Source organism: Enterobacter sp. V89_11 (assembly GCF_029967775.1).
GTDB classification, from domain to species: Bacteria; Pseudomonadota; Gammaproteobacteria; order Enterobacterales; family Enterobacteriaceae; genus Enterobacter; species Enterobacter ludwigii.
In genome coordinates this window covers 25,958-50,153 of the sequence record NZ_JASCAN010000007.1, presented here as the reverse complement: position 1 = coordinate 50,153, position 24,196 = coordinate 25,958, and the positions used below count along the sequence as shown (strand labels likewise).

The following is a 24,196-nucleotide window of genomic DNA, read 5'->3' as shown; positions in this document are numbered from 1 at the left end:
TGTATAAACAGCCACTATTGTGGCACTTTCTTTCCGCTGCCGCAAAAGAAAAGCCCGGCTTTACGACCGGGCTTCCAGATTACTGCGGGTTAGCAGGTTTACGCGGGCGGCGTCGGCGCTGCCCTTCCCCTGCCGGTTTCCCCTCGCCGCTACGCCATGGGCTTTCACCGCCTGGCTTAGCCTCTGTATTACGACGCGGAGGTTTGCCCGCGGCTTTCGGTGCACCGCCTTCAGAACGACGCGGCTGCTGACTGCGCCCCCCGCCACCCTGACCACGACCACCGCCGCCGCCCTGACGGCCATTCTGAATAGGCTCCGCCTTGATGGACGGGTCCACGTCATAGCCCGGGGTTTCGATACGCGGGATCTCTTTTCTCAGCAGACGTTCGATATCACGCAGCAGTTTGTGTTCATCCACACACACCAGCGAAAGCGCTTCACCGGTTGCCGCCGCACGACCGGTACGACCGATACGGTGAACATAGTCTTCCGGTACGTTTGGCAGCTCGTAGTTGACGACGTGCGGCAGCTCTTCAATATCCAGACCACGGGCAGCAATGTCGGTGGCAACCAGGACGCGAATGTCACCGGATTTAAATTCAGCCAGCGCGCGGGTACGTGCCCCCTGGCTTTTGTTACCGTGGATCGCCGCGCTGCGGATACCGTCTTTATTCAGTTGTTCCGCCAGATGGTTAGCGCCGTGCTTGGTACGGGTAAAGACCAGCACCTGCTGCCAGTTGCCCTGACCAATCATATGGGAGAGCAGTTCCCGCTTACGCTTTTTATCAACGAAGTGCACGTGCTGGGTAATTTGCTCAGAGGCGGTGTTGCGGCGCGCCACTTCCACTTCCAGCGGGTTATGCAGCAGTTTTTCCGCCAGCGCCTTGATCTCATCAGAGAAGGTGGCAGAGAACAGCAGGTTCTGACGACGCGGTGGCAGCTTAGCCAGCACGCGACGAATGTCGTGGATAAAGCCCATATCAAGCATGCGGTCAGCTTCGTCCAGCACCAGGATTTCGATGCTATCAAGCTTCAGGGCATTCTGGTGCTCAAGATCCAACAGACGACCCGGCGTTGCCACCAGCACGTCCACGCCACCGCGCAGCTTCATCATCTGCGGGTTAATGCTTACTCCACCGAAAACCACCAGCGAGCGAATGTTGAGATAGCGGCTGTACTCACGCACGTTCTCACCAATCTGGGCCGCCAGCTCACGCGTTGGGGTGAGGATCAGGGCACGCACCGGACGACGTCCTTTGGCGTGCGGCTGATTTTTTACCAGCAGCTCTAACAGCGGCAGGGTAAAACCCGCAGTCTTACCGGTACCGGTCTGGGCGCTGGCCATCAGGTCGCGGCCCTGCAGAACGGCCGGAATAGCCTGCTGCTGGATTGGGGTTGGCTCGACGTAGCCCTGCTCTGCGATAGCGCGCAAAATTTCAGGGTTCAGGCCAAGGGAATCAAAAGACATAAAAACTCCGAACCGCCCCGACCATCACAGGTGTAGTTTTCAGGGAGATATAACGAATAGGGAAGGACAAAAACCACAATGTCGTGAAGCAGCGGAGTGTAGCAGGTTTTGTGACGTGGCGCATAAAATATCCCGCGGCGCTGCGTTGACGAAAGATTTCCCGCCGTGTGGTCACTGGACAAAAAGGGCAACCGGGCATAATGTTAATCAATCGATTGATTAATTTTTAAAACCGCCATGAATACGACCCCAACGACATCGAAAGGTGAACAGGCCAAAAACCAGCTTATTGCCGCCGCGCTGGCGCAGTTTGGCGAATATGGTCTGCATGCCACCACGCGGGACATCGCGGCGCAGGCCGGGCAAAACATTGCGGCCATTACCTACTATTTTGGCTCAAAAGAGGATTTGTACCTCGCCTGTGCCCAGTGGATCGCCGACTTTATCGGTAACCATTTTCGGCCACACGTTGAAGAGGCCAGCGGGCTATTGAGCCAGCCGTCGCCGGATCGCGCCGCCATCAGGCAGCTGATTATCAGCGCCTGCGACAATATGATTCGCCTGCTGACCCACGACGAGACGCTGAGCCTGAGTAAGTTCATCTCCCGTGAGCAGCTCTCCCCTACGGCGGCTTACCAGCGAGTGCACGATCAGGTGATTGCCCCGATGCATACGCACCTGACCCGGCTGATCGCGGCCTATACCGGACGAGACGCCGACGATACCGAGACTATTTTGCATACCCACGCCCTGCTGGGTGAAATTCTCGCCTTCCGTCTTGGGCGCGAAACGATCCTGTTACGCACCGGCTGGACACAATTTGATGAGGATAAAGCCGCGCAGATTAGCCAGGTCATCACCTGTCATCTCGATCTGATCCTGCAAGGCTTAACGCAAAGGAGCCTGAAGTCATGAAAAAACCTGTCGCCATCATTCTGGTGGTCGTTGTTCTGCTTGCCGCAGGTATCGGCGGCTGGCTGTGGTATCAAAGTCACCAGGACAGAGGCCTGACGCTGTACGGTAACGTCGATATTCGCACCGTGAATATGAGTTTCCGCGTCGGGGGGCGCCTGGCCTCCCTCACCGTTGATGAAGGCGATACCATCAAAACCGGTCAGATGCTGGGGATGCTCGACAAGGCCCCGTACGAGAACGCGCTGATGCAGGCGAAAGCAGGCGTTTCCGTGGCGCAGGCGCAATATGACCTGATGCTGGCCGGCTACCGTGACGAAGAGATTGCTCAGGCCGCCGCCGCGGTCAAACAGGCGCAGGCCGCCTATGACTACGCGCAAAACTTCTATGCCCGTCAGCAGGGACTGTGGAAAAGCCGCACCATTTCCGCCAACGACCTGGAAAACGCCCGCTCCTCCCGCGACCAGGCCCAGGCGACGCTGAAATCCGCCCAGGATAAATTAAGCCAGTACCACACCGGTAATCGCCCGCAGGACATCGCGCAGGCAAAAGCCAGCCTGGAACAGGCGCAGGCGCAGCTGGCGCAGGCGGAACTGGATCTGCACGACACCACGCTCATTGCCCCGTCTGACGGCACGCTGATGACCCGCGCCGTGGAGCCGGGCAGCATGTTAAGCGCGGGAAGCACCGTCCTGACGCTTTCTCTGACGCGTCCGGTATGGGTGCGCGCCTACATTGATGAGCCTAATCTCGGCCAGATGCAGCCGGGCCGCGAGCTGCTGCTCTACACCGACGGTCGGCCGGATAAACCGTATCATGGCAAAGTTGGCTTTGTGTCACCGACGGCTGAATTCACACCCAAAACGGTTGAAACGCCGGATCTGCGTACCGACCTGGTTTATCGCCTGCGCATCATCGTGACCGATGCCGACGACGCGCTGCGTCAGGGCATGCCTGTCACCGTAAAAGTCAGCGACGGGGAACGACATGAATGACGCGGTTATTCAGCTCAACAATCTGGTCAAACGCTTCGCGGGGATGGAAAAACCTGCCGTCGCCCCGCTGAACTGTACCATTCAGAAAGGCTATGTGACCGGGCTGGTTGGCCCGGACGGCGCAGGAAAAACGACGCTGATGCGGATGCTGGCGGGTTTGTTAAAGCCCGATGAAGGAACCGCCAGCGTGCTCGGACTCGACCCGATTAAAGACGATGGCGCGCTCCATGCCATGCTGGGCTATATGCCGCAGAAGTTTGGTCTGTATGAAGACCTGACGGTGAAGGAAAACCTTAATCTGTATGCTGACCTGCGCAGCGTCACTGGCGAAACCCGTCAGAAGACCTTTGCCCGTTTGCTGGAATTTACCTCGCTTGGCCCCTTCACCGACCGGCTGGCAGGCAAGCTCTCCGGCGGGATGAAACAAAAGCTGGGGCTGGCCTGTACGCTGGTGGGCGAGCCGAAGGTTCTCTTGCTCGATGAACCCGGCGTGGGCGTCGACCCGATTTCGCGCCGCGAGCTGTGGCAGATGGTGCATGAGTTAGCCGGCGATGGGATGCTGATCCTCTGGAGCACCTCGTACCTTGATGAAGCGGAACAGTGCCGTGACGTTCTGCTGATGAACGAAGGTGAGCTGCTTTATCAGGGAGAGCCGACCACGCTGACGCAGAGCATGGCTGGTCGCAGCTTCCTGTTGCACAGCGCCCAGGCCTCCAACCGTCAGCTGCTGCAGCGGGTGCTAAAGCTACCTCAGGTCAGCGATGGAATGATTCAGGGCCGTTCTGTGCGCGTGATCCTCACGAAAGAGGCGACCGCGGACGATATACGCCGTGCACCGGGTATGCCTGAAATTGAGATGGAGGAGACCGCGCCACGCTTTGAAGATGCGTTTATCGATCTGCTCGGCGGCGCAGGGACATCAGAATCCCCCCTCGCCGCGATCCTGCACACGGTTGAAGGTACGCCGGGTGAAACGGTGATTGAAGCCAAATCCCTCACCAAAAAGTTTGGGGATTTCGCCGCCACCGATAACGTCAATTTCGCGGTGAAACGCGGTGAGATTTTTGGCCTGCTCGGGCCAAACGGCGCCGGGAAATCGACCACTTTTAAGATGATGTGCGGTCTGCTGGTACCGACCTCGGGGAAAGCGCTGGTGCTCGACATGGACCTGAAGGTCAGCTCCGGCAAGGCGCGTCAGCATCTGGGCTATATGGCGCAAAAATTCTCGCTGTATGGCAACCTGACGGTCGAGCAGAACCTGCGCTTTTTCTCCGGCGTGTACGGCCTGCGGGGCCGCGCGCAGAACGAGAAAATCCACCGCATGAGCGAGGCCTTTGGCCTGACGGGCATTGCTTCCCATGCCACCGACGAACTGCCGCTCGGCTTCAAGCAGCGGCTGGCGCTGGCCTGCTCATTAATGCATGAGCCCGATATCCTGTTTCTCGATGAGCCGACGTCCGGCGTTGACCCCCTCACCCGCCGCGAGTTCTGGCTGCATATTAACAGCATGGTGGAGAAAGGGGTCACGGTCATGGTAACCACCCACTTTATGGATGAGGCGGAATACTGCGACCGCATCGGGCTGGTGTATCGCGGCAAGCTGATTGCCCACGGTACGCCGGACGACCTGAAAGAACAGGCCGCCGATGATGAGGTGCCGGACCCGACCATGGAACAGGCGTTTATTACCCTCATCCACGACTGGGATAAGGAGAATGCCCATGCGCAATAACGCCATTTCGTGGCGCAGGGTGCGTGCGTTGTGTATCAAAGAGACGCGCCAGATCGTGCGTGACCCCAGCAGCTGGCTGATCGCTGTGGTGATCCCCCTGCTTCTGCTCTTTATCTTTGGCTACGGGATCAACCTCGACTCCAGCAAACTGCGGGTCGGGATTTTGCTGGAGCAGCAGAGCGAAGAGGCGCTTGATTTCACCCACACCATGACCGGCTCCCCTTACATCGACGCCACCATCAGCGACAACCGGCAGGCGTTAATCCAGATGATGCAGGCCGGGAAGATACGCGGGCTGGTGGTGATCCCGGTGGATTTTGCCGCCAACATGGCGCGCACCGATGCCAGTGCGCCGGTGCAGGTGATCACCGACGGCAGCGAGCCAAACACCGCGAACTTTGTACAAGGCTATGTGGAGGGTATCTGGCAGCTGTGGCAAATGCAGCGCGCCGAAGATCGCGGGGAAACCTTCGAACCGCTGATCGACGTGCAGACGCGCTACTGGTTTAACCCTGCGGCCATTAGCCAGCATTTTATTATCCCGGGTGCGGTGACCATCATCATGACGGTTATTGGCGCCATTTTGACCTCGCTGGTGATTGCCCGCGAGTGGGAGCGCGGCACCATGGAGGCGCTGCTGTCTACCGAGGTCACACGGGTTGAACTGCTGCTCTGTAAGCTTATCCCCTACTACTTCCTCGGCATGCTGGCGATGCTGCTCTGCATGCTGGTCTCGGTGTTTATCCTCGGCGTGCCGTACCGTGGATCGCTGGTGGTGCTGTTCTTTATCACCAGTCTGTTTTTACTGAGCACCCTCGGGATGGGGCTGCTTATCTCCACCATCACCCGTAACCAGTTCAACGCCGCGCAGGTGGCCCTGAACGCCGCCTTTTTACCGTCGATTATGCTGTCCGGGTTTATTTTCCAGATAGACAGCATGCCCGCCGTGATCCGTGCCGTGACCTACATTATTCCGGCGCGCTACTTCGTGAGTACGCTGCAAAGCCTGTTCCTGGCGGGGAATATTCCGGTGGTGCTGATCATCAACACGCTGTTTTTGCTGGCATCGGCAACGATGTTTATTGGGCTGACGTGGATAAAGACCAAACGGCGTCTGGATTAAGGAGCGAACATGTTTCACCGTTTATGGACATTGATACGCAAAGAGCTGCAGTCGCTGCTGCGTGAGCCGCAGACGCGCGCCATTCTGGTATTACCGGTGTTGCTTCAGGTGTTGCTCTTCCCGTTTGCCGCCACGCTGGAGGTGACTAACGCCACCATTGCTATCTACAACGAAGATAACGGCAAACATTCCGTCGAATTGACGCAGCGTTTCGCCCGCGCGAAGGCTTTTACCCACATCCTGCTGCTGAAAAGCCCCCAGGAGATCCAGCCCACCATCGATACGCAAAAAGCATTATTGCTGGTGCGTTTTCCGGCCGATTTTTCCCGCAACCTGGATACCTTCCAGACGGCACCAATGCAGTTAATCCTCGACGGGCGCAACTCCAACAGCGCCCAGATTGCAGCCAACTATCTTCAGCAGGTGGTGAAGGATTACCAACAGGAGTTGATGGACGGGAAACCAAAACCTAACAACAGCGAGCTGGTGGTGCGCAACTGGTATAACCCGAATCTGGATTACAAATGGTTCGTGGTGCCATCGCTGATCGCCATGATCACCACCATCGGAGTGATGATCGTAACGTCGCTCTCCGTCGCCCGTGAGCGCGAACAGGGGACGCTCGATCAGCTGCTGGTTTCCCCGCTCGCAACATGGCAAATTTTCGTCGGCAAAGCGGTTCCGGCGCTGATTGTCGCGACCTTCCAGGCCACCATCGTGCTGGGCGTGGGAATATGGGCCTACCAGATCCCGTTCGCCGGTTCGCTGGCGCTGTTCTACTTCACGATGGTGATTTACGGGCTGTCGCTGGTCGGGTTTGGACTGCTGATTTCCGCGCTCTGCTCTACCCAGCAGCAGGCATTTATTGGCGTGTTCGTCTTTATGATGCCGGCGATTTTGCTTTCGGGCTACGTCTCACCCGTCGAGAACATGCCGGTATGGTTACAGGATTTGACGTGGATAAACCCGATTCGGCACTTCACGGATATCACCAAGCAGATCTATCTGAAGGATGCGAGTCTGGACATTGTCTGGGGAAGTTTGTGGCCGCTACTGATCATAGCGGCCACGACGGGCTCAGTGGCGTACGTGATGTTTAGACGAAACATCGCGTAGCTTTTTCTCTTTGGTCAGTAACGAGACCACGGCAGGCCCTGCGAGGATTGCCAGACCGGCCAGGGCCAGCAGCAGGTTGTTTTGCAGCACACGCGACAGCAACCAAAGCACAATCATCGCCGCACCAAAGTACCAGGTGGTGGTGAGCTCTTCGAGCACATCACCCACCTCACGCCAGCGTGCTTCATGGTGGCGCTGTAAAAACAGCATCGACAGCACGGTGACGCCATAGAGGACGCATAGCCCTAAGCCGACCCGCACCAGCGTGCCGCTCATCCAGCCCATCACCAGTACGGCCACGACCAGTAAATGCAACATTATCTGCCAGCAACTCAGGCCAGTTGCGACACGAACGCGTTGTTGCCACTTCATGGCTTCTCTCCTGAAGGATTTTTCTCTGCTTAATCAGACTACCGCACTTTACGGAAAATTCCGTAACACCGCATCTTTTTGTGACGCCTACTACACTTTATTTTCATCGGGATAGTCACCCTGGAAGGAACGTATGACCAAAAAAATGCAGCATTTCTCGCTTAAAGTGCTGACGATAAACATTCATAAAGGCTTCACAGCATTTAACCGCCGCTTCATTTTACCGGAGCTGCGCGACGCGGTTCGCACCGTCAGCGCGGACATTGTCTGTCTTCAGGAAGTCATGGGCGCGCACGAAGTGCATCCGCTTCACTTTGAAAACTGGCCGGACACCCCGCACTACGAATTCCTGGCCGACACCATGTGGAGTGATTACGCCTACGGGCGCAACGCGGTGTACCCGGAAGGGCATCACGGTAATGCGGTGCTGTCACGTTTTCCCATCGAACATTACGAGAACCGCGACGTCTCTGTGGGTGAAAGTGAAAAACGCGGGCTGCTTTACTGCCGTATCGCCCCGCCGGACCTGGCGTTCCCGGTGCACGTGGGCTGTGTTCATCTGGGCCTGCGCGAAGCCCATCGCCAGGCACAGCTAAAAATGCTGGCCGAATGGACCAATGCCCTGCCCGAAGGTGAACCCGTGGTCGTGGCCGGTGATTTCAACGACTGGCGGCAGCGGGCTAACCATCCGTTGAAGGTTGATGCGGGACTTGAGGAGATTTTCACCCGTGCAAACGGCAGGCCTGCACGCACCTTTCCGGTACGGTTCCCGTTTTTGCGACTCGACAGAATCTACGTAAAAAACGCCCATGCCAGCAGCCCGACCGCACTGGCGTTACTTAACTGGCGACATCTTTCCGACCATGCGCCGCTCAGCGCGGAGATCCACTTATGAAATGTTCATGGCAGGAAGGCAACCGGATCACGCTGCTGGTCAACGGGGATGAATATTACCCCGCGGTGTTTGACGCGATTGACCACGCAAAGCAGAAAGTGATCCTTGAAACGTTTATCTGGTTCGAAGACGACGTCGGTAAGCAGTTGCACAGCGTGCTGCTGCGTGCTGCCCTGCGTGGCGTCAAAATCGAAGTGCTGCTGGATGGCTATGGCTCACCGGACCTCAGCGATGCGTTCGTCAATGAGCTCACCTCAGCAGGCGTCGTGTTCCGTTATTACGATCCTGGCCCTCGCCTTTTCGGCATGCGTACCAATCTTTTCCGCCGGATGCACCGCAAAATTGTGGTGGTGGATGAGACGGTAGCGTTTGTTGGCGGCATTAACTACTCCGCTGAACATATGTCCGATTACGGCCCGGAAGCCAAGCAGGATTACGCGATTCGCATTGAAGGACCGGTGGTGCAGGATATCCTGCTCTTTGAGCTGGAAAACCTGCCCGGTAAAGAGGCTGCCCGTCGCTGGTGGCAGCGCCGCCATCATCGTCCGGAAGAGAACCGTCACCCCGGTGAAGCGCAGGCGTTGTTTGTCTGGCGGGATAACGGTGAGCACCGGGACGACATTGAGCGGCATTACCTGAAGATGCTGGCGAATGCGAAGCGCGAAGTGATTATCGCCAACGCCTACTTTTTCCCGGGCTATCGCCTGCTGCATGCCATGCGCAATGCGGCCCGACGCGGCGTGCGCGTGAAGCTCATTGTTCAGGGCGAGCCGGACATGCAGATTGTCAAAATCGGTGCCCGGTTGCTGTACAACTATCTGGTGAAAGGTGGCGTACAAATTTACGAATATCGCCGCCGGCCGCTGCACGGCAAAGTTGCCCTGATGGACGATCACTGGGCCACCGTGGGCTCCAGCAATCTCGATCCGCTGAGTTTGTCACTGAATCTTGAAGCTAACCTGATCATCCACGATCGCCAGTTCAACCAGACTCTCAGGGATAACCTGCAGGCGTTGATCGTGAACGACTGCGTGCGCGTGGACGAATCCATGGTGCCCAAACGCACCTGGTGGAATCTGGGCATTAGCGTGGTGGTGTTCCACTTCCTGCGTCATTTCCCGGCGATGGTGGGCTGGCTGCCGGCGCACACGCCAAAACTTGCGCTGGTGGATCCGCCTGTCCAGCCCGAAATGGAAACCCAGGACCGCGTTGAAGCGGAAGATGGAGGGAAAACCTGATGTCGAAATCACATCCACGCTGGCGGCTGGCTAAAAAGATCCTCACCTGGCTGTTTTTCATCGCCGTCGCGGTTCTGCTGGTGGTTTACGCCCAGAAAGTTGACTGGGAAGAGGTGTGGAAAGTTATCCGCAACTACAACCGGCTGGTGCTGCTGGGCGCGGTGGGGCTGGTGATTGTAAGCTACCTCATATACGGCTGCTATGACCTGCTGGGCCGCGCCTACTGCGGCCATAAGCTTGCGAAGCGCCAGGTCATGCTGGTGTCGTTTATCTGTTACGCCTTTAACCTGACATTGAGTACCTGGGTGGGCGGGATCGGCATGCGCTATCGCCTTTACTCGCGCCTCGGCCTGCCGGGTGGGACCATTACGCGCATTTTTTCCCTCAGCATCACCACCAACTGGCTGGGTTACATTCTGCTCGGCGGGGTGATTTTCACCATCGGCGTAGTGCAATTGCCTGCGCACTGGTACATCGATGAAACCACGCTGCGGATTTTAGGCTTTGCATTACTGCTCATCATTGCGCTCTATCTTTGGGCCTGCGCCTTTGCCAAACGCCGACACATGACCATCAAGGGGCAAAAACTGGTGCTGCCTTCGTGGAAATTCGCGGTCCTGCAGATGGCCGTGTCCAGCGCCAACTGGATGGCGATGGGGGCGATTATCTGGATGCTCATTGGTGAAGATGTGAATTACTTCTTTGTGCTGGGCGTGCTGCTGGTCAGCAGCATTGCCGGCGTGATCGTGCATATTCCGGCGGGGATTGGGGTGCTGGAGGCGGTATTTATCGCCCTGCTCGCCGGAGAGCATGTTTCACAGGGTACGATTATTGCCGCCCTGCTGGCCTACCGTATGCTCTATTACTTCCTGCCGCTGGCGCTGGCAACGGTATGTTATCTGGTGCTGGAGAGTCGGGCGAAGAAACTGCGGGCGAAGAATGAGAAAGCGTTAGCGAAGTGAGGTCTGGCGGGGGAACTTACCCGGCCTGCGCAACGCAGGTCGGGTAAGGGAAATACCCTTAACGACGGTTGCCTAAAATACGCAGCAACATCAGGAACAGGTTGATAAAGTCCAGATACAGCGTCAGGGCGCCCAGAATCGCGTATTTGCGCAGGTTTGAGCTGTCGCGTACGTCAATCTGTTCGCCAATATTTTTCAGCTTCTGAGTGTCGTAGGCCGTCAAACCGACGAAGATCACCACCCCGATATAGGTCACCGCCCACATCAGCGCTTCACTCTTCAGCCACAGGTTCACCAGCGACGCCAGCACAATCCCAATCAGCCCCATAAACAGCATGCTGCCGAAACCGCTCAGGTCACGCTTCGTGGTGTAGCCGTAGAGGCTCATCGCACCAAACATCCCGCCAGCGACCACAAACGTGCTGGCGATGGAGGAATAGGTATACACGATGAAGATGCTGGAGAGCGTTAGCCCCGTCAGTGCCGAATAGAGCATAAACAGCGTGGTCGCCATTCCGGCGCTCAGCTTCTGCACCAGGCCGGAGAGAACAAAGACCAGCGCCAGTTGCGCGATGATCAGCCCAAAGAAGGTGATTTTGCTTGAGAAGATAAACATCATCAGCTCAGGCGTGTTGGCTGCATACCATGCGATAAAGGCGGTCAGCAGTAAACCGACCGTCATCCAGCCATAAACCTGAGCCATATACGTCTGCAGCCCGGTACGGGTCTGCTGTACTATTGAATCGGAACGCGGAAATCGGTCCATGATTCACTCCTGATTAAGTAGACACACACGTTAAGACTAACACATCCACGCAAACCGACTACCAACGACTGGCGGCTTCTTTGTCGCTGTCACGCGACTCAACCCACCTGTCGCCTTCCGGCGTCGCTTCACGTTTCCAGAATGGCGCTTTGGTTTTGAGGTAATCCATAATGAACTCCCCAGCTGCAAACGCGCTACTACGGTGGGCACTGGTCACGCCGACAAAAACGATTTCCTCGCCAGGCCACATTTCACCAATACGGTGGATAACCGTCACTCGCCCGAGCGGCCAGCGGCCACGCGCCTGTTCAACGATCTCCGCGAGGGATTTCTCCGTCATGCCCGGATAGTGCTCCAGCGTCAGCGCCTTTACGCTGTCGCCGAGATTATGGTTACGCACTTTACCGGTAAAGGTGACAACCGCACCGTCTTCGTCACGCTCTGCCAGCCAGTCATATTCTGTACCAACGCTGAAACGATCATGACCTACCAGAATTCGGGTTTCAGCCATCTTAGCCTCCTGTCACCGGCGGGAAGAAGGCCACTTCATCCCCGGCCGTCAGCGGATGGGTCAGCTCCACCAGCGTCTGGTTAACCGCGGCCAGCAGCTTGCCTTCATCCAGCGCCAGCGCCCAGCGGTCGCTTTGCGCGGCAAGATGCGCACGCAGGTCGGCAACGGTGTCAAACGGGGCATCAAGCGTCAGGCTGTCGGTGCCCACCAGCTCGCGGACCTGAGCAAAAAAGAGCACCTTAATCATGGCTGTCCACCTTAAAATCACCGGATTTACCACCGCTTTTCGCCAGCAAACGAACCGGGCCAATCACCATATCTTTCTGCACCGCTTTGCACATGTCATAGATAGTTAACGCGGCGACAGAGGCCGCCGTCAGGGCTTCCATCTCAACCCCGGTTTTCCCGGTTAAACGGCAGAGCGACTCGATGCGCACGCGGTTGTGCTCCGGCTGCGCCTGCAGGTTGACTTCCACCTTGCTCAACATCAGCGGGTGGCAGAGCGGAATTAAGTCCCAGGTGCGTTTCGCAGCCTGGATCCCGGCGATGCGGGCGGTGGCAAAGACGTCGCCTTTGTGATGGCTGCCGTCAATAATCATCGCCAGGGTCTCTGGCAACATGGTCACGAAGGCTTCAGCACGCGCTTCACGCACCGTTTCGGCTTTGGCGGAGACATCCACCATATGTGCTTCGCCAGCGGCGTTAATGTGGGTCAGTTGCGACATAACTTATTTCTTTAAATGGGGATGGAAATTACACGGACGGGTACGGGCATCCAGCTGCGGCGCAATGATATTTTCCCACGCGGTGCGACACGCTTTTGTCGAGCCGGGCATGGCAAAAATCAACGTGCCGTTCGCCACACCGGCAACCGCACGCGACTGCAGCGTGGAGGTGCCAATCTCTTCAAACGAGAGCATGCGGAACACTTCACCAAAGCCTTCCACTTCCCGGTCAAACAGCGGGACGAGCGCCTCGGGAGCCTGGTCGCCTGTGGTAAAACCGGTGCCACCGGTGATCAGCACCACCTGCACCTCATCGCTGGCAATCCACTGAGAGACCCGTGCACGAATGGCGTAACGGTTCTCTTTCACGATCGCCTTATCAACAATACTGTGCCCGGCATCATGTGCCGCATCGCGCAGCCAGTGGCCGGAGGTGTCATCCTCTTCACCGCGGCGGTCGGAAACGGTAAGAATAGCAATGCGTGTCGGGATAAATTCCGCGCTAACCTGACTCATCTTCTGGTTCCTTCTTAAGCCTGATTACCCGCCAATGTAGGACAGGTTCTGAGTAATGCCGGTGTTGCCCTGATGCAGGAAGTGGGTCTGTTTTTTGTGCGTCAGAGCTTCAGAAATCCGCGCTTCAAGCGCGGCCTGTTGGGCGTCTTCCGCCAGCAGATCGCGAAGGTCGACACCGCCATCCCCGAACAGGCACAGATGCAGCTTACCAACGGAGGAGACGCGAAGACGGTTACAACTGGCACAGAAGTCTTTCTCATACGGCATGATAAGCCCGATTTCCCCTTCGTAATCCGGGTGACAAAAGACCTGCGCCGGGCCGTCGCTGCGCTGACGGATCTGGTGGATCCAGCCGCGTTTCAGCAGCTCATCTCGCAACACCATCCCGGAGATGTGATGCCGACGGAACAGCTCACTGCCCTCGCCGGTTTCCATCAGCTCGATAAAACGCAACTGGATGGGGCGGGATTTGATCCACGCCAGGAAGGTATCAAGCTGGTGATGGTTGACGTCACGCATTAGCACCGTATTGACTTTGACCTTCTGGAACCCGGCACTGAACGCCGCGTCAATTCCGTCCATCACCTGGCGGAATTTATCCTGGCCGGTAATGGCATGAAACTGGCGGGCATCGAGGCTGTCCACGCTGACGTTGATGGCGGTTAAGCCCGCGTCGCGCCAGGCCGCAACGTCGCGTGCCATGCGGTACCCGTTGGTGGTGACCGCAATCTGACGGATACGATCGTTCTCACGCACCGCAGCAATGATATCGGGGAAATCACGACGCAGAGAGGGTTCCCCTCCGGTCAGGCGGACCTTTTCCGTGCCGAGTTCAGAGAATGCGCGCGTGACGCGGCGCACTTCGTCCACGGAGAGAAAGCCGTTATTGGTGACGCTGCCCGGTTTGTAGCCATCGGGCAGACAGTAGGTGCAACGGAAGTTGCACACATCGGTAATCGACAGACGTAAGTAAAAAAACTTACGCGCGAATGCATCAGTAAGTTGTGAAGCCATGTACACCTTTCCAGAGACGGGAGGCACAGTCATTTCTTTCTGTACCCTGGTGGCATATTCGCCACGGCCAGGACGCCATATCTTTCGACACAGGCGCCAGGGCTCGAGTGTATGTTCTCAAATTTGAAAACGTGGTTATGGCGATAGTAGCGCGGAAATCTTCCCTTCGCCATTATCACTTAACGCTATATAACCATATACATAACGACATAATCGTGTATTTTCGCTACAGAATACCTAAAAACAGCATATTCACATTGATATACGTCATTTTGCGCCGGGTGAGGCATCGTCTTTTAGGGGTAGTTAGGGTAGTGTTACGCAGATCGAACGTGATAAGGAATGTGTATGCGCAATCGCACTTTTGCGGATCTTGACCGTGTTGTCGCTCTTGGCGGAGGCCATGGTCTGGGGCGAGTGATGTCTTCTCTGTCCTCACTTGGCTCAAGGCTGACAGGGATAGTGACAACCACGGATAATGGCGGCTCCACCGGGCGTATTCGACGCGCGGAAGGGGGTATCGCCTGGGGCGATATGCGTAATTGTCTGAACCAGTTAATTACCGAGCCGAGCGTCGCTTCGGCGATGTTTGAGTACCGTTTTGGCGGTAACGGCGAACTTTCCGGGCATAACCTTGGAAATTTGATGCTTAAAGCGTTGGATCACCTGTCAGTGCGCCCGCTGGAAGCCATCAATTTGATCCGAAACCTGCTCAAGGTTGACGCGTTCCTGATCCCAATGTCCGAACAACCGGTCGATTTAATGGCAATCGATGCGGAAGGGCACGAGGTTTATGGCGAAGTGAACATCGACCAGCTTACCGTGCCGCCAAAAGAGCTGATGACCTACCCAAGCGTGCCCGCCACGCGTGAAGCCATTGAGGCCATCGGCGAAGCGGATTTGATTTTGATTGGGCCGGGCAGTTTTTACACCAGCCTGATGCCCATTTTACTGGTCAAAGAGCTGGCACAGGCTCTGCGCAGAACGCCCGCCCCCATGGTTTACATCGGCAATTTAGGCCGTGAGCTGAGCCCGGCGGCGGCCAGCCTGTCGCTGGCGGACAAACTGAATCTGATGGAGCAGTACGTCGGGAAGAAAATCATCGATGGCGTGGTGGTCGGCCCGAAAGTTGATGTATCAGGAATTGGCGATCGCGTGGTGGTGCAGGAGCCGCTGGAAGCGAGCGATATCAAATATCGCCACGACCGTCACCTGCTGCGTGAAGCGCTGGAGAAGGCGATTCAGGACCTGGGATAGAGATTATGCCTTCACCCAACCTCTCTCCCACGGGAGAGAGCAACCACTAAAAAAATGACAGCCTGCGGCTGTCATTTTGCTTTTACCTAGGAGGCGGCGATAAACAGATCGCGCAGCTGATGCAGCTGGTCGCGGATTTGCGCGGCCTCTTCGAATTCGAGGTTCTGCGCATGCTGCATCATCTGCCCTTCCAGTTCGTGGATTTTCTGCTGCAGCGCTTTTGGGGTCAGCTCGACGGTATCCGGCTCAACCACTGAACGCGCCTTCCCGCGCCCTTTCGCTTTGGTCTTCGCAATGTTCTGACCCAGCGCCAGAATATCCACCACTTTCTTGTTCAGGCCCTGCGGCGTAATGCCGTGCTCTTCGTTGTAACGCTGCTGTTTCTCACGACGACGCTCCGTTTCGCCAATTGCTTTCGCCATTGACGGGGTAATTTTGTCACCGTAAAGGATCGCTTTACCGTTAACGTTACGCGCGGCACGGCCAATGGTCTGGATCAGAGAGCGTTCAGAACGCAGGAAACCCTCTTTGTCGGCATCCAGAATCGCCACCAGCGAGACTTCTGGCATATCCAGGCCTTCTCGCAGCAGGTTGATACCCACCAGCACGTCAAACTCGCCCAGACGCAGGTCGCGAATGATCTCCATACGCTCGACGGTATCGATATCCGAGTGCAGATAACGCACCCGCTCACCGTGCTCCTCAAGATACTCGGTGAGATCTTCCGCCATGCGCTTGGTCAACGTCGTTACCAGCACGCGCTCGTTGATGGCCGCGCGGATACGGATTTCTGACAGCAGATCGTCAACCTGAGTGGCGACCGGACGCACCTCGATAATCGGATCCAGCAGCCCGGTCGGACGCACCACCTGGTCAACCACCTCATCGCCCGATTTTTCAAGCTCGTAGTTGCCCGGCGTAGCCGAGACGTAGATGGTTTGCGGTGCCAGCGCCTCAAATTCTTCAAACTTCATGGGACGGTTATCCAGCGCCGATGGCAGACGGAAACCATACTCCACCAGCGTCTCTTTACGCGCCCGGTCACCGCGATACATCCCGCCAATTTGCGGGATAGTCACGTGAGATTCGTCGATCACCAGCAGACCGTCTGCCGGCAGATAATCAAACAGCGTCGGCGGTGGCTCGCCCGGACCACGCCCGGAGAGGAAACGTGAGTAGTTTTCGATACCGGAGCAGTAGCCCAGCTCGTTCATCATCTCCAGGTCAAACTGGGTGCGCTGGCTCAGGCGTTGCTCTTCCAGCAGCTTATTATTCGCCAGAAGCACCTTACGGCGGTCTGCCAGTTCAACTTTGATCTCTTCCATCGCCTGCACGATACGCTCGCGTGGCGTCACGTAGTGCGTTTTCGGGTAGATGGTATAGCGCTGAACGACCGACTCGACGTGGCCGGTCAGCGGGTCAAACAGCGACAGGCGTTCAACTTCTTCGTCAAACAGCTCAACGCGCAGGGCGATATCGTCCGACTCTGCCGGGAAGATATCAATCACCTCGCCGCGCACGCGGAAGGTACCTCGCTGGAACGCCTGATCGTTACGGGTGTACTGCAACTCTGTCAGACGGCGTAAAATAGCGCGCTGATCGATGATCATCCCCTGGGTCAGGTGCAGCATCATCTTGAGATAGAGATCCGGATCGCCCAGACCGTAGATAGCCGACACTGACGCCACCACCACCACATCGCGACGCTCAAGGAGCGCCTTCGTCGCCGACAAACGCATCTGCTCAATGTGTTCGTTTACCGAGGCATCTTTCTCGATGAAGGTGTCAGAGCTCGGGACATACGCTTCAGGCTGGTAGTAATCGTAGTAGGAGACAAAATATTCCACGGCGTTATCCGGGAAGAACTCTTTCATCTCGCCGTAAAGCTGAGCGGCCAGGGTTTTGTTTGGTGCCAGCACCATCGTGGGGCGCTGCAGATCGGCGATAACGTTGGCAATGGTAAACGTTTTGCCCGAACCGGTTACCCCCAGCAGCGTCTGGTGCGCCAGCCCATCTTCCAGCCCCTCTTCGAGACGTCGGATCGCCTCAGGCTGATCGCCGGAAGGACGGAATGCAGAATTCAATTTGAACGGTTTACTCATGGGGCGACAACCTGATGACGTTATAAGCGGCAGGTGAGTAATTTTACTCGTTGCTGCCAGGAATGCCAGTAAAAAACACTGGATGAAAAACCAGTAGCATGTCAGGATATTTAGAGTACCGGCAGGGTGATTAGCGCGATAGCGGTCAAAATTTGGACCGTGACAACATAAAACACCAGTCAGGACGGGTTATCCCCAGAACTTTTTCTTTTTTAACATTTGTCAAGCCAGGTAATGATAGTTTTATGGCAACAGGTGACACTTTCATTACGGCAATTGCTTTTATCTAACCAATTAAATATTAAGCGATATTTTCTAAAGCCGCGTTTCGCGCCAATTTGGTCGTAACCCGCGTCTTCTCTCGCTTATCGCGTGTTTTCTAACTCTAATGCACATGGTTATCCACAGGAATAGTGGATAACTGCTTCCAGCCCGTGCAGACCGCCGCTCAGCAAATTCCCGACTTTTCCCACGAAACGGCAGCAAAAATTTTTTATAGCTATTTTTTGCTGATAAACAGTTGTGTCATTCATAACCAACCGATGCGATCTTGCTCACATTTCCACCATTTTAACCCTGCACCACAACTCATCACGTCCGGCACCGCAGATGTGCAAAGGGGGTAATCACACACCGCTTACCCAAGATAAATTCCTAAAAAAGTCTCTTTTTTAATCAATTTAGGGTTTCTGGCAGGAGTTTTGCACATCCCACAATGAGCCTCACCCACACAGATTTTTAAGGAGAGAAAGATGTTGAGTCTGCGTGCAGTTAACCAGTTTTACGGAAGCCAACATACGCTATGGAACGTGGATTTAGATTTTCCCAAAGGCATGTGTACAGGCGTTGTTGGCCTGCCGGGGATGGGCAAAACGACCCTGATGAATTGCATCGCCGGGAAAGTGCCTGTCGACAGCGGCACCATCATCTGGCACGAAGCCGGTGCACCGCCGCGAGATTTGCTTAGCCAGACGCCAGAACCCTTCGCTGGCCCGGGAATAGGCTATGTCCCGCAGGACAGGCGGATTTTCTCCCAGTTAACCATTGATGAAAATCTGCATATCGCCATGCGGGCGACAGGGAAGCCTGACCCTGAAGCGAAAAGTGACGTTTACGACCTCTTTCCGGAACTCTATGCGCTGCGACAAACCCGGGCCAACACGCTTTCGCCAGACGACCAGTATCAGCTGGCGCTGGCCAATGCGCTGGTCATCCGTCCGCGGATGCTGATTCTGGATGAACCGATGCATGGCGCGGGCCACAGCTTCGCCCAGAAGCTGAGCCAGCTGCTGGTGCGGTTAAACCGGGAACTGGGAATGACGGTGTTGTTAGCTGAGCAGCAGCTGTCGTTTATCCGCCGGGTCGCGGAGCGCTTTTGCATGCTGTATCGCGGGCGTAACGTGGCCCAGGGCCACGTTAACGAGCTGGACGACGAGCTTATCGCCCACTGGATGTCGCTGGAGGCAAGACGCTGAGATCGAGGTAATGCCCGGTTTCAGCGCACCCGGCCGTGTCAGCCAGCCACGGGATCTCCCCAAGAAACGGCGCAGGAAGCACCCGCTTCAGCGTTGCCAGATACTCCTGATGTCGCCTGCCCGGCGCAACCACGTCGTTGGCTATCCAGCAGGCCAGGCGCAGCCCGGCCTGCTGAACGGCCTGGGCAGTCAGCATCGCATGGTTGATACAGCCGAGTTTGACCCCTACCACCAGGATTACCGGCAGCTGCTCGATTTGCACCCAGTCAGCAAAGGTCTGGTCCGCCGAAAGTGGCGTAAACCAGCCACCGGCGCCCTCCACCAGCACCCAGTCAGCCTGGCGTTCAAGGGCGCGTAACCCGGCAGAAAGCACGGCAAAATCAATCGGGCGACCTTCATCGGCGCTGATAATATGCGGTGAGGTGGGCTCGGCAAAGGTGTACGGATTCACCGCTGAATAGGCAAGTTCAAGCGTGCTGTTGCGCTGGAGCGCCAGCGCGTCGGTATTGCGTAACCCGTGCGCCGTCATCTCGCTGCCGGAGGCGACAGGTTTATATCCGGCGGTGGTTTTTCCCTGCATGCGCGCCGCCTGCAGCAGCGCTGAGCTGGCAACCGTCTTGCCCACTTCGGTATCTGTTCCGGTGACAAAATAACGTTCAGTCACGTTCAATAATCCCATGAAAAAGTTGATATGAGAGCGGGAACTGCCCCCGCTGCTGCGGCCACGCCAGCTCCAGACGCTGTAACTGGCCGCGGGTAAGAGGTTTCTTTTCACGCCCCGCATGCAGATGGGTCGCGCCAATGCCCTTCAGGGAGCGCATGGCGCTGAAGGCATCGTCGAAATTCAGCGTAATGGTCTGCTCAGCACAGCGATAGCGCCATCCCGCCAGCGCGTGGATGACCTGCTCGTGCGACAAAAAACGGTTAGCGTGAGGTTGTTCATCCACCGCTTTCCACGCCTGATTGAGCTCCGGTAAAGAGCTTTCCAGCAGCGTGGTGAAGGCCACGCATCCACCCGGGCGCGCCACGCGATAAAGCTCGTTTAATGCCTGCGGGAGACTACTGCACCACTGTACCGCCAGATGGCTCCAGACCAGATCAAACCGCGCATCCGGCAGCGGAATGGACTCAATATCGGCAACCAGATAGTGGTGCGCGGCCTGCTGCTGACGGGCCTCCTCGAGCATATCGGGCGACAGGTCGATGGCCGTCACCTCGCTGCCGGCCGCACGCCAGTGTCGGCTATTGGCACCCGGCCCACACCCGGCGTCCAGCACCTGAGGGAACCGGGTCTCGTCGAGTAAAGCAAGCAGACCCTGCGCGCTCTGACGCTGGAGTTCATCGTGCTGCGAATAGCTGCGCGCGGCCCGGCCAAATGCCGCCGCGATCGCCTGTTTATTCACGGGTGTCATGCAGCGCCTCCAGAAGTGCTTCGATATCCTCTGCTTCGTGCGCCGCCGTGAGCGTCAGACGCAGCCGGGCAGTGCCTGGCGGTACGGTTGGTGGACGAATAGCCGTCACCCATATCCCCCGCTCGCGAAGCGTCTGCGCCAGCGTGAGAGCCAGACCGTTTTCCCCCACCATCACCGGCTGGATTGCGCTCTGCGAATCGGTGCTCTGGAACGGGAGATGGCGTAACCCCTGGCGAAAACGCCGGATATGTTCAGCCAGACGCGCCCGTCGTTCCGCGCCTTCAGCGCCGCGGATCACCGCCAGTGATGCAGACAGCGCCACGGCCTGTGCGGGTGGCATACTGGTGCTGTAAATGAGATGACGGGCGAACTGCAGCAGATAGTCGGCGACAGACTCGCTGCACAACACGGCCGCCCCGCTCACGCCAAAACCTTTCCCGAAAGTCACCACCAGCAGTTCCGGCTTCACGTTTTGCTGATGGACGCTACCGCGCCCTTCCTCACCCATCACGCCAATACCATGCGCATCATCAACCAGCAGCCAGGCGTTTTGTCGCTGCGCCGTCTCATGCAGCGGACGCAGCGGTGCGCTGTCGCCGTCCATGCTGAACACCCCTTCTGTTACTACCAGCTGCTGTCCGGTGCAGGGCTTATCGAGCAGGCCAGCAAGCTGAGCCGCATCGTTATGGGCAAAGCGGCGGAGCTGCGCAGGGCTTAAACTTGCCGCTTCCAGCAGCGAGGCGTGACTTAAGCGGTCGGCAACAATGCGGTCGTCCTTGCCCATTAGCGCGGTGATGACCGCCTGGTTGGCGGCAAAACCTGAAATGAACAGCAACGCACGCGGATACCCCAGCCAGTCGGCAAGGGCCTCCTCCAGCGCCTGATGCGCCGTGGTGTAGCCGCTGACATGCCCCGAGCCGCCGCTGCCGACGCCAAACCGCTCCGCCCCCTGTTGCCAGGCGCGGACGATTGCCGGGTGCTGGCTCAGCCCGAGATAATCATTGCTGGAGAAATTGCAAAACTGCCGGCCCTCGCGGGTGAGAAAACGGCCTGCGCCGTTTTCTACCACGTTGCGAACGCGAAAGGCATCTGCCGCCCGCCGTTCTTCGAGCGCAGAATGGATACGTGCCTGCCAGGTCATACGGTTGCCGCGTTGTAGAACTGGTCAGTATCGGCGTTGAAAATCTGCTGCTCCAGCTGCTGCTGTTGCTCGTTATCCCCCGTCAGGACGTCGGTCTGATGCGGGTTCAGCCCCAGCTTGCGGAACAACTGGACGTCTTTATCCTCTTCCGGGTTCGGGGTGGTCAGCAGTTTGCAGCCGTAGAAGATGGAGTTGGCCCCGGCCATAAAGCACATCGCCTGCGTCTGTTCGCTCATCTGTTCACGACCCGCCGAGAGGCGCACGTAGGAGGTTGGCATCATGATTCGCGCCACCGCAATGGTGCGGATAAAATCAAATGCATCCACGTCTTCGTTATCCGCCAGTGGCGTACCTTTAACTTTCACCAGCATGTTGATCGGCACGCTCTCCGGCGGTGTGGGCAGGTTCGCCAGCTGCAGCAGAAGACCCGCACGGTCTTTCACCGTTTCGCCCAGTCCCACAATCCCGCCTGAACAGACTTTGATGCCGGCGTCACGCACTTTATCCAGCGTGTCGAGACGCTCCTGATAGGTCCGCGTGGTGATGATATTGCCGTAAAATTCAGGGGAGGTGTCGAGGTTGTGGTTGTAGTAATCCAGCCCTGCTGCGGAAAGGCGTTGCGCCTGCTCTTCGTTCAGCGTGCCAAGGGTCATGCAGGCTTCCAGCCCCATCTCTTTCACCCCTTTCACCATCTGCTCCAGATACGGCATGTCGCGATCGTGCGGGTTTTTCCATGCCGCGCCCATACAGAATCGAGTTGAGCCTGCATTTTTCGCCTTACGGGCGGAGTCGAGTACCTGCTCCACTTCCATCAGACGTTCAGTTTCAAGCCCGGTTTTATAGCGCGCACTCTGCGGGCAGTATTTGCAATCTTCTGGGCATGCGCCGGTCTTGATCGACAGCAGCGTACTGACCTGCACATGGCGTGGATCGAAGTGCTGACGATGCACCTGTTGGGCTTCAAACATCAGCTCAAGGAAAGGTTTATTGAATAATTCAGTAACTTGCGACATCGTCCAGCGTGCGTGGTGAGCCATGGGGCTTCTCCAAAGGGTTTTGTTAATTTTCAGATCGGTTTATACTCGTAAACCTAAAACTTTTCAAAATGGTTTACAAGTCGATTATGACCCAGGACGATCTCGCCTTCGACAAGCAGCATATCTGGCACCCATACACTTCCACTACCCGCCCCCTCCCCGTTTACCCGGTCGCCTCGGCTCACGGGTGCGAACTGACCCTGAGCAGCGGTGAGTCGCTTGTGGACGGCATGTCATCCTGGTGGGCGGCTATTCACGGGTATAACCACCCGCGTCTGAATGCGGCGATGAAAGCGCAGATTGACCAGATGTCGCACGTGATGTTTGGCGGTATCACCCATCAGCCTGCGGTTGACCTGTGCCGGCGTCTGGTCGCGATGACCCCGGCCCCGCTGGAGTGCGTTTTCCTTGCAGATTCCGGCTCTGTTGCCGTGGAAGTGGCGATGAAAATGGCGCTGCAGTACTGGCACGCCAGAGGTGAGACCCGCCAGCGGTTCCTCACCTTCCGCAACGGCTATCACGGCGACACGTTCGGCGCGATGTCGGTGTGCGATCCGGATAACTCCATGCACAGCCTGTGGAAGGGCTATCTGCCAGAGAACCTCTTTGCCCCGGCACCGCAAAGCCGTTTTGACGGGGAGTGGGATGAAATGGACATGGTCGGTTTTGCGCGGCTGATGGCTGCCCACCGCCATGAGATTGCCGCCGTTATTCTTGAGCCGGTTGTGCAGGGTGCAGGCGGAATGCGGATGTACCACCCGGCGTGGCTGACACGCATTCGTAAGATGTGCGATCGCGAAGGCATTCTGCTGATTGCCGATGAGATCGCCACCGGCTTTGGCCGCACCGGCAAGCTGTTCGCCTGCGAGCATGCGGGGATCGCACCGGATATTCTGTGTCTGGGTAAAGCGCTGACCGGCGGCACCATGACGTTGTCCGCCACGCTGACAACGCGCCACGTTGCCGACACCATCAGCGACGGCGACGCGGGCTGCTTTATGCACGGCCCGACGTTTATGGGCAACCCACTGGCCTGCGCGGTGGCGAGCGAAAGCCTGGCCATTCTCGAGAGCGGCGAGTGGCAAACGCAGGTCGCGACGATTGAAGCGCAGCTTCGCCAGGAGCTGAGCGCAGCGTCCGCGGCTGAATTCGTGGCGGATGTGCGCGTGCTGGGTGCCATCGGCGTGATTGAGACCACCCATCCGGTTAACATGGCGGCGCTGCAGCGTTTCTTCGTGGAACGGGGGGTGTGGGTGCGTCCTTTCGGCAAGCTTATCTATCTGATGCCGCCTTATGTTATCTCGCCGGCTCAGCTACGTCAGTTAACGGCTGCGGTAGTTGACGCTGTTAACATTCCCGCACATTTTGCGATTTAACCCTGAGCGTTAACGTCGGTACTCTGTTTATGCATTACACTTTTTGCATAA

Annotated in this window: 24 protein-coding genes and 1 riboswitch; of the genes, 11 read left to right on the top strand and 13 right to left on the bottom strand. The window is 57.1% G+C overall.

Going from position 1 to position 24,196, the window contains the following annotated elements:
• Positions 1–79 precede the first annotated feature (79 nt).
• On the bottom strand, positions 80–1,468 hold the full coding sequence (gene rhlE, locus QLG09_RS07310) for an ATP-dependent RNA helicase RhlE (protein ID WP_020884924.1): 1,389 nt from the start codon (positions 1,466–1,468) through the stop codon (positions 80–82).
• A 237-nt stretch (positions 1,469–1,705) separates the two neighbouring features.
• On the opposite strand from rhlE, the gene cecR reads away from it, so the two are divergent.
• Genes cecR through QLG09_RS07285 form a run of 5 tightly spaced genes read left to right on the top strand, consistent with a single transcriptional unit; the run spans position 1,706 to position 7,346 of the window.
• The gene (gene cecR / locus QLG09_RS07305) at positions 1,706–2,383 is read left to right on the top strand and encodes a transcriptional regulator CecR (protein ID WP_014169235.1); all 678 of its coding nucleotides are present in this window, start codon (positions 1,706–1,708) and stop codon (positions 2,381–2,383) included.
• The gene (gene hlyD, locus QLG09_RS07300) at positions 2,380–3,375 is read left to right on the top strand and encodes a secretion protein HlyD (protein WP_014169234.1); all 996 of its coding nucleotides are present in this window, start codon (positions 2,380–2,382) and stop codon (positions 3,373–3,375) included. The genes cecR and hlyD overlap by 4 nt, the downstream gene beginning before the upstream one ends.
• On the top strand, positions 3,368–5,107 hold the full coding sequence (locus tag QLG09_RS07295; protein ID WP_282488791.1) for an ATP-binding cassette domain-containing protein: 1,740 nt from the start codon (positions 3,368–3,370) through the stop codon (positions 5,105–5,107). Before hlyD ends, QLG09_RS07295 begins: the two co-directional genes overlap by 8 nt.
• Positions 5,097–6,230 (top strand): ABC transporter permease, encoded by a 1,134-nt coding sequence (locus QLG09_RS07290; RefSeq protein WP_020884927.1) that lies wholly within the window; start codon positions 5,097–5,099, stop codon positions 6,228–6,230. The genes QLG09_RS07295 and QLG09_RS07290 overlap by 11 nt, the downstream gene beginning before the upstream one ends.
• Positions 6,231–6,239: 9 nt before the next feature.
• Complete coding sequence (locus QLG09_RS07285) at positions 6,240–7,346, top strand: ABC transporter permease (protein ID WP_014169231.1); 1,107 nt, start codon at positions 6,240–6,242, stop codon at positions 7,344–7,346.
• Here QLG09_RS07285 and QLG09_RS07280 read toward each other — a convergent pair.
• Entirely contained in the window at positions 7,308–7,718 is a 411-nt protein-coding gene (locus QLG09_RS07280; RefSeq protein ID WP_014169230.1) for a YbhQ family protein, read from the bottom strand. The two genes, QLG09_RS07285 and QLG09_RS07280, sit on opposite strands and share 39 nt — an antisense overlap.
• 133 nt (positions 7,719–7,851) lie before the next feature.
• Here QLG09_RS07280 and QLG09_RS07275 point away from each other — a divergent pair, with 133 nt between their 5' ends.
• Genes QLG09_RS07275 through QLG09_RS07265 form a run of 3 tightly spaced genes read left to right on the top strand, consistent with a single transcriptional unit; the run spans position 7,852 to position 10,813 of the window.
• Positions 7,852–8,613 (top strand): endonuclease/exonuclease/phosphatase family protein, encoded by a 762-nt coding sequence (locus tag QLG09_RS07275; RefSeq protein WP_014169229.1) that lies wholly within the window; start codon positions 7,852–7,854, stop codon positions 8,611–8,613.
• Positions 8,610–9,851, top strand: a complete 1,242-nt coding sequence (gene clsB, locus QLG09_RS07270) for a cardiolipin synthase ClsB (protein ID WP_014169228.1) — start codon at positions 8,610–8,612, stop codon at positions 9,849–9,851. The genes QLG09_RS07275 and clsB overlap by 4 nt, the downstream gene beginning before the upstream one ends.
• A complete protein-coding gene (locus QLG09_RS07265; RefSeq protein ID WP_020884928.1) occupies positions 9,851–10,813 on the top strand; it encodes a YbhN family protein in 963 nt (320 codons plus the stop codon). The genes clsB and QLG09_RS07265 overlap by 1 nt, the downstream gene beginning before the upstream one ends.
• A 58-nt stretch (positions 10,814–10,871) precedes the next feature.
• Here the strand turns inward: QLG09_RS07265 and QLG09_RS07260 are convergent, their stop codons facing one another.
• From QLG09_RS07260 to moaA, 6 genes are all read right to left on the bottom strand, one after another.
• Positions 10,872–11,579, bottom strand: coding sequence for a Bax inhibitor-1/YccA family protein (locus QLG09_RS07260; protein ID WP_014169226.1), 708 nt, complete (start codon positions 11,577–11,579; stop codon positions 10,872–10,874).
• A gap of 58 nt (positions 11,580–11,637) precedes the next feature.
• A complete protein-coding gene (gene moaE, locus QLG09_RS07255) occupies positions 11,638–12,090 on the bottom strand; it encodes a molybdopterin synthase catalytic subunit MoaE (protein WP_014169225.1) in 453 nt (150 codons plus the stop codon).
• A 1-nt stretch (position 12,091) separates the two neighbouring features.
• Complete coding sequence (moaD, locus tag QLG09_RS07250; RefSeq protein ID WP_020884929.1) at positions 12,092–12,337, bottom strand: molybdopterin synthase sulfur carrier subunit; 246 nt, start codon at positions 12,335–12,337, stop codon at positions 12,092–12,094.
• Entirely contained in the window at positions 12,330–12,815 is a 486-nt protein-coding gene (gene moaC / locus QLG09_RS07245) for a cyclic pyranopterin monophosphate synthase MoaC (RefSeq protein WP_008501142.1), read from the bottom strand. The genes moaD and moaC overlap by 8 nt, the downstream gene beginning before the upstream one ends.
• 3 nt (positions 12,816–12,818) lie before the next feature.
• The gene (gene moaB, locus QLG09_RS07240) at positions 12,819–13,331 is read right to left on the bottom strand and encodes a molybdenum cofactor biosynthesis protein B (protein WP_020884931.1); all 513 of its coding nucleotides are present in this window, start codon (positions 13,329–13,331) and stop codon (positions 12,819–12,821) included.
• A 24-nt stretch (positions 13,332–13,355) separates the two neighbouring features.
• Positions 13,356–14,345, bottom strand: coding sequence for a GTP 3',8-cyclase MoaA (gene moaA, locus QLG09_RS07235; RefSeq protein WP_032677720.1), 990 nt, complete (start codon positions 14,343–14,345; stop codon positions 13,356–13,358).
• A riboswitch (molybdenum cofactor riboswitch) is annotated at positions 14,333–14,467 on the bottom strand. (Overlaps the previous gene by 13 nt.)
• 226 nt (positions 14,468–14,693) lie before the next feature.
• On the opposite strand from moaA, the gene yvcK reads away from it, so the two are divergent.
• Positions 14,694–15,602 carry a uridine diphosphate-N-acetylglucosamine-binding protein YvcK gene (gene yvcK, locus QLG09_RS07230; protein ID WP_020884933.1) on the top strand — a complete coding sequence of 303 codons (909 nt, stop codon included), beginning with the start codon at positions 14,694–14,696 and terminating at the stop codon, positions 15,600–15,602.
• Between the two features lie 86 nt (positions 15,603–15,688).
• On the opposite strand, the gene uvrB is transcribed toward yvcK, so the two are convergent.
• Entirely contained in the window at positions 15,689–17,704 is a 2,016-nt protein-coding gene (gene uvrB, locus QLG09_RS07225; protein WP_020884934.1) for an excinuclease ABC subunit UvrB, read from the bottom strand.
• A gap of 752 nt (positions 17,705–18,456) precedes the next feature.
• Here uvrB and QLG09_RS07220 point away from each other — a divergent pair.
• Positions 18,457–19,179 carry an ATP-binding cassette domain-containing protein gene (locus QLG09_RS07220; protein ID WP_014169219.1) on the top strand — a complete coding sequence of 241 codons (723 nt, stop codon included), beginning with the start codon at positions 18,457–18,459 and terminating at the stop codon, positions 19,177–19,179.
• Here QLG09_RS07220 and bioD read toward each other — a convergent pair.
• From bioD to bioB, 4 genes are read right to left on the bottom strand one after another with little or no spacing between them, the layout of a single operon-like run.
• The gene (gene bioD, locus QLG09_RS07215) at positions 19,142–19,843 is read right to left on the bottom strand and encodes a dethiobiotin synthase (protein ID WP_049023147.1); all 702 of its coding nucleotides are present in this window, start codon (positions 19,841–19,843) and stop codon (positions 19,142–19,144) included. The genes QLG09_RS07220 and bioD overlap by 38 nt on opposite strands.
• Positions 19,836–20,591 (bottom strand): malonyl-ACP O-methyltransferase BioC, encoded by a 756-nt coding sequence (gene bioC, locus QLG09_RS07210; protein ID WP_049023148.1) that lies wholly within the window; start codon positions 20,589–20,591, stop codon positions 19,836–19,838. Before bioC ends, bioD begins: the two co-directional genes overlap by 8 nt.
• Positions 20,575–21,732: an 8-amino-7-oxononanoate synthase gene (bioF, locus tag QLG09_RS07205; RefSeq protein WP_049023149.1), complete on the bottom strand. Its 1,158-nt coding sequence runs from the start codon at positions 21,730–21,732 to the stop codon at positions 20,575–20,577. The genes bioC and bioF overlap by 17 nt, the downstream gene beginning before the upstream one ends.
• Positions 21,729–22,769 (bottom strand): biotin synthase BioB, encoded by a 1,041-nt coding sequence (bioB, locus tag QLG09_RS07200; protein ID WP_049023150.1) that lies wholly within the window; start codon positions 22,767–22,769, stop codon positions 21,729–21,731. Before bioB ends, bioF begins: the two co-directional genes overlap by 4 nt.
• Positions 22,770–22,837: 68 nt before the next feature.
• On the opposite strand from bioB, the gene bioA reads away from it, so the two are divergent.
• Positions 22,838–24,145, top strand: coding sequence for an adenosylmethionine--8-amino-7-oxononanoate transaminase (gene bioA / locus QLG09_RS07195; protein WP_014169214.1), 1,308 nt, complete (start codon positions 22,838–22,840; stop codon positions 24,143–24,145).
• The last annotated feature ends 51 nt before the right edge of the window (positions 24,146–24,196 follow it).

Excerpts from the sequence above, each read along its gene's own strand:
- cecR (WP_014169235.1), top strand. The coding sequence starts at position 1,706 with ATGAATACGACCCCAACGACATCGAAAGGTGAACAGGCCAAAAACCAG.
- moaE (WP_014169225.1), bottom strand. The coding sequence starts at position 12,090 with ATGGCTGAAACCCGAATTCTGGTAGGTCATGATCGTTTCAGCGTTGGT.
- moaD (WP_020884929.1), bottom strand. The coding sequence starts at position 12,337 with ATGATTAAGGTGCTCTTTTTTGCTCAGGTCCGCGAGCTGGTGGGCACC.
- hlyD (WP_014169234.1), top strand. The coding sequence starts at position 2,380 with ATGAAAAAACCTGTCGCCATCATTCTGGTGGTCGTTGTTCTGCTTGCC.
- bioB (WP_049023150.1), bottom strand. The coding sequence starts at position 22,769 with ATGGCTCACCACGCACGCTGGACGATGTCGCAAGTTACTGAATTATTC.
- moaB (WP_020884931.1), bottom strand. The coding sequence starts at position 13,331 with ATGAGTCAGGTTAGCGCGGAATTTATCCCGACACGCATTGCTATTCTT.
- QLG09_RS07290 (WP_020884927.1), top strand. The coding sequence starts at position 5,097 with ATGCGCAATAACGCCATTTCGTGGCGCAGGGTGCGTGCGTTGTGTATC.
- moaA (WP_032677720.1), bottom strand. The coding sequence starts at position 14,345 with ATGGCTTCACAACTTACTGATGCATTCGCGCGTAAGTTTTTTTACTTA.
- bioA (WP_014169214.1), top strand. The coding sequence starts at position 22,838 with ATGGTTTACAAGTCGATTATGACCCAGGACGATCTCGCCTTCGACAAG.
- QLG09_RS07275 (WP_014169229.1), top strand. The coding sequence starts at position 7,852 with ATGACCAAAAAAATGCAGCATTTCTCGCTTAAAGTGCTGACGATAAAC.
- uvrB (WP_020884934.1), bottom strand. The coding sequence starts at position 17,704 with ATGAGTAAACCGTTCAAATTGAATTCTGCATTCCGTCCTTCCGGCGAT.
- QLG09_RS07220 (WP_014169219.1), top strand. The coding sequence starts at position 18,457 with ATGTTGAGTCTGCGTGCAGTTAACCAGTTTTACGGAAGCCAACATACG.
- bioC (WP_049023148.1), bottom strand. The coding sequence starts at position 20,591 with ATGACACCCGTGAATAAACAGGCGATCGCGGCGGCATTTGGCCGGGCC.
- bioF (WP_049023149.1), bottom strand. The coding sequence starts at position 21,732 with ATGACCTGGCAGGCACGTATCCATTCTGCGCTCGAAGAACGGCGGGCG.
- QLG09_RS07295 (WP_282488791.1), top strand. The coding sequence starts at position 3,368 with ATGAATGACGCGGTTATTCAGCTCAACAATCTGGTCAAACGCTTCGCG.
- clsB (WP_014169228.1), top strand. The coding sequence starts at position 8,610 with ATGAAATGTTCATGGCAGGAAGGCAACCGGATCACGCTGCTGGTCAAC.
- QLG09_RS07260 (WP_014169226.1), bottom strand. The coding sequence starts at position 11,579 with ATGGACCGATTTCCGCGTTCCGATTCAATAGTACAGCAGACCCGTACC.
- QLG09_RS07265 (WP_020884928.1), top strand. The coding sequence starts at position 9,851 with ATGTCGAAATCACATCCACGCTGGCGGCTGGCTAAAAAGATCCTCACC.
- QLG09_RS07285 (WP_014169231.1), top strand. The coding sequence starts at position 6,240 with ATGTTTCACCGTTTATGGACATTGATACGCAAAGAGCTGCAGTCGCTG.
- moaC (WP_008501142.1), bottom strand. The coding sequence starts at position 12,815 with ATGTCGCAACTGACCCACATTAACGCCGCTGGCGAAGCACATATGGTG.
- yvcK (WP_020884933.1), top strand. The coding sequence starts at position 14,694 with ATGCGCAATCGCACTTTTGCGGATCTTGACCGTGTTGTCGCTCTTGGC.
- QLG09_RS07280 (WP_014169230.1), bottom strand. The coding sequence starts at position 7,718 with ATGAAGTGGCAACAACGCGTTCGTGTCGCAACTGGCCTGAGTTGCTGG.
- rhlE (WP_020884924.1), bottom strand. The coding sequence starts at position 1,468 with ATGTCTTTTGATTCCCTTGGCCTGAACCCTGAAATTTTGCGCGCTATC.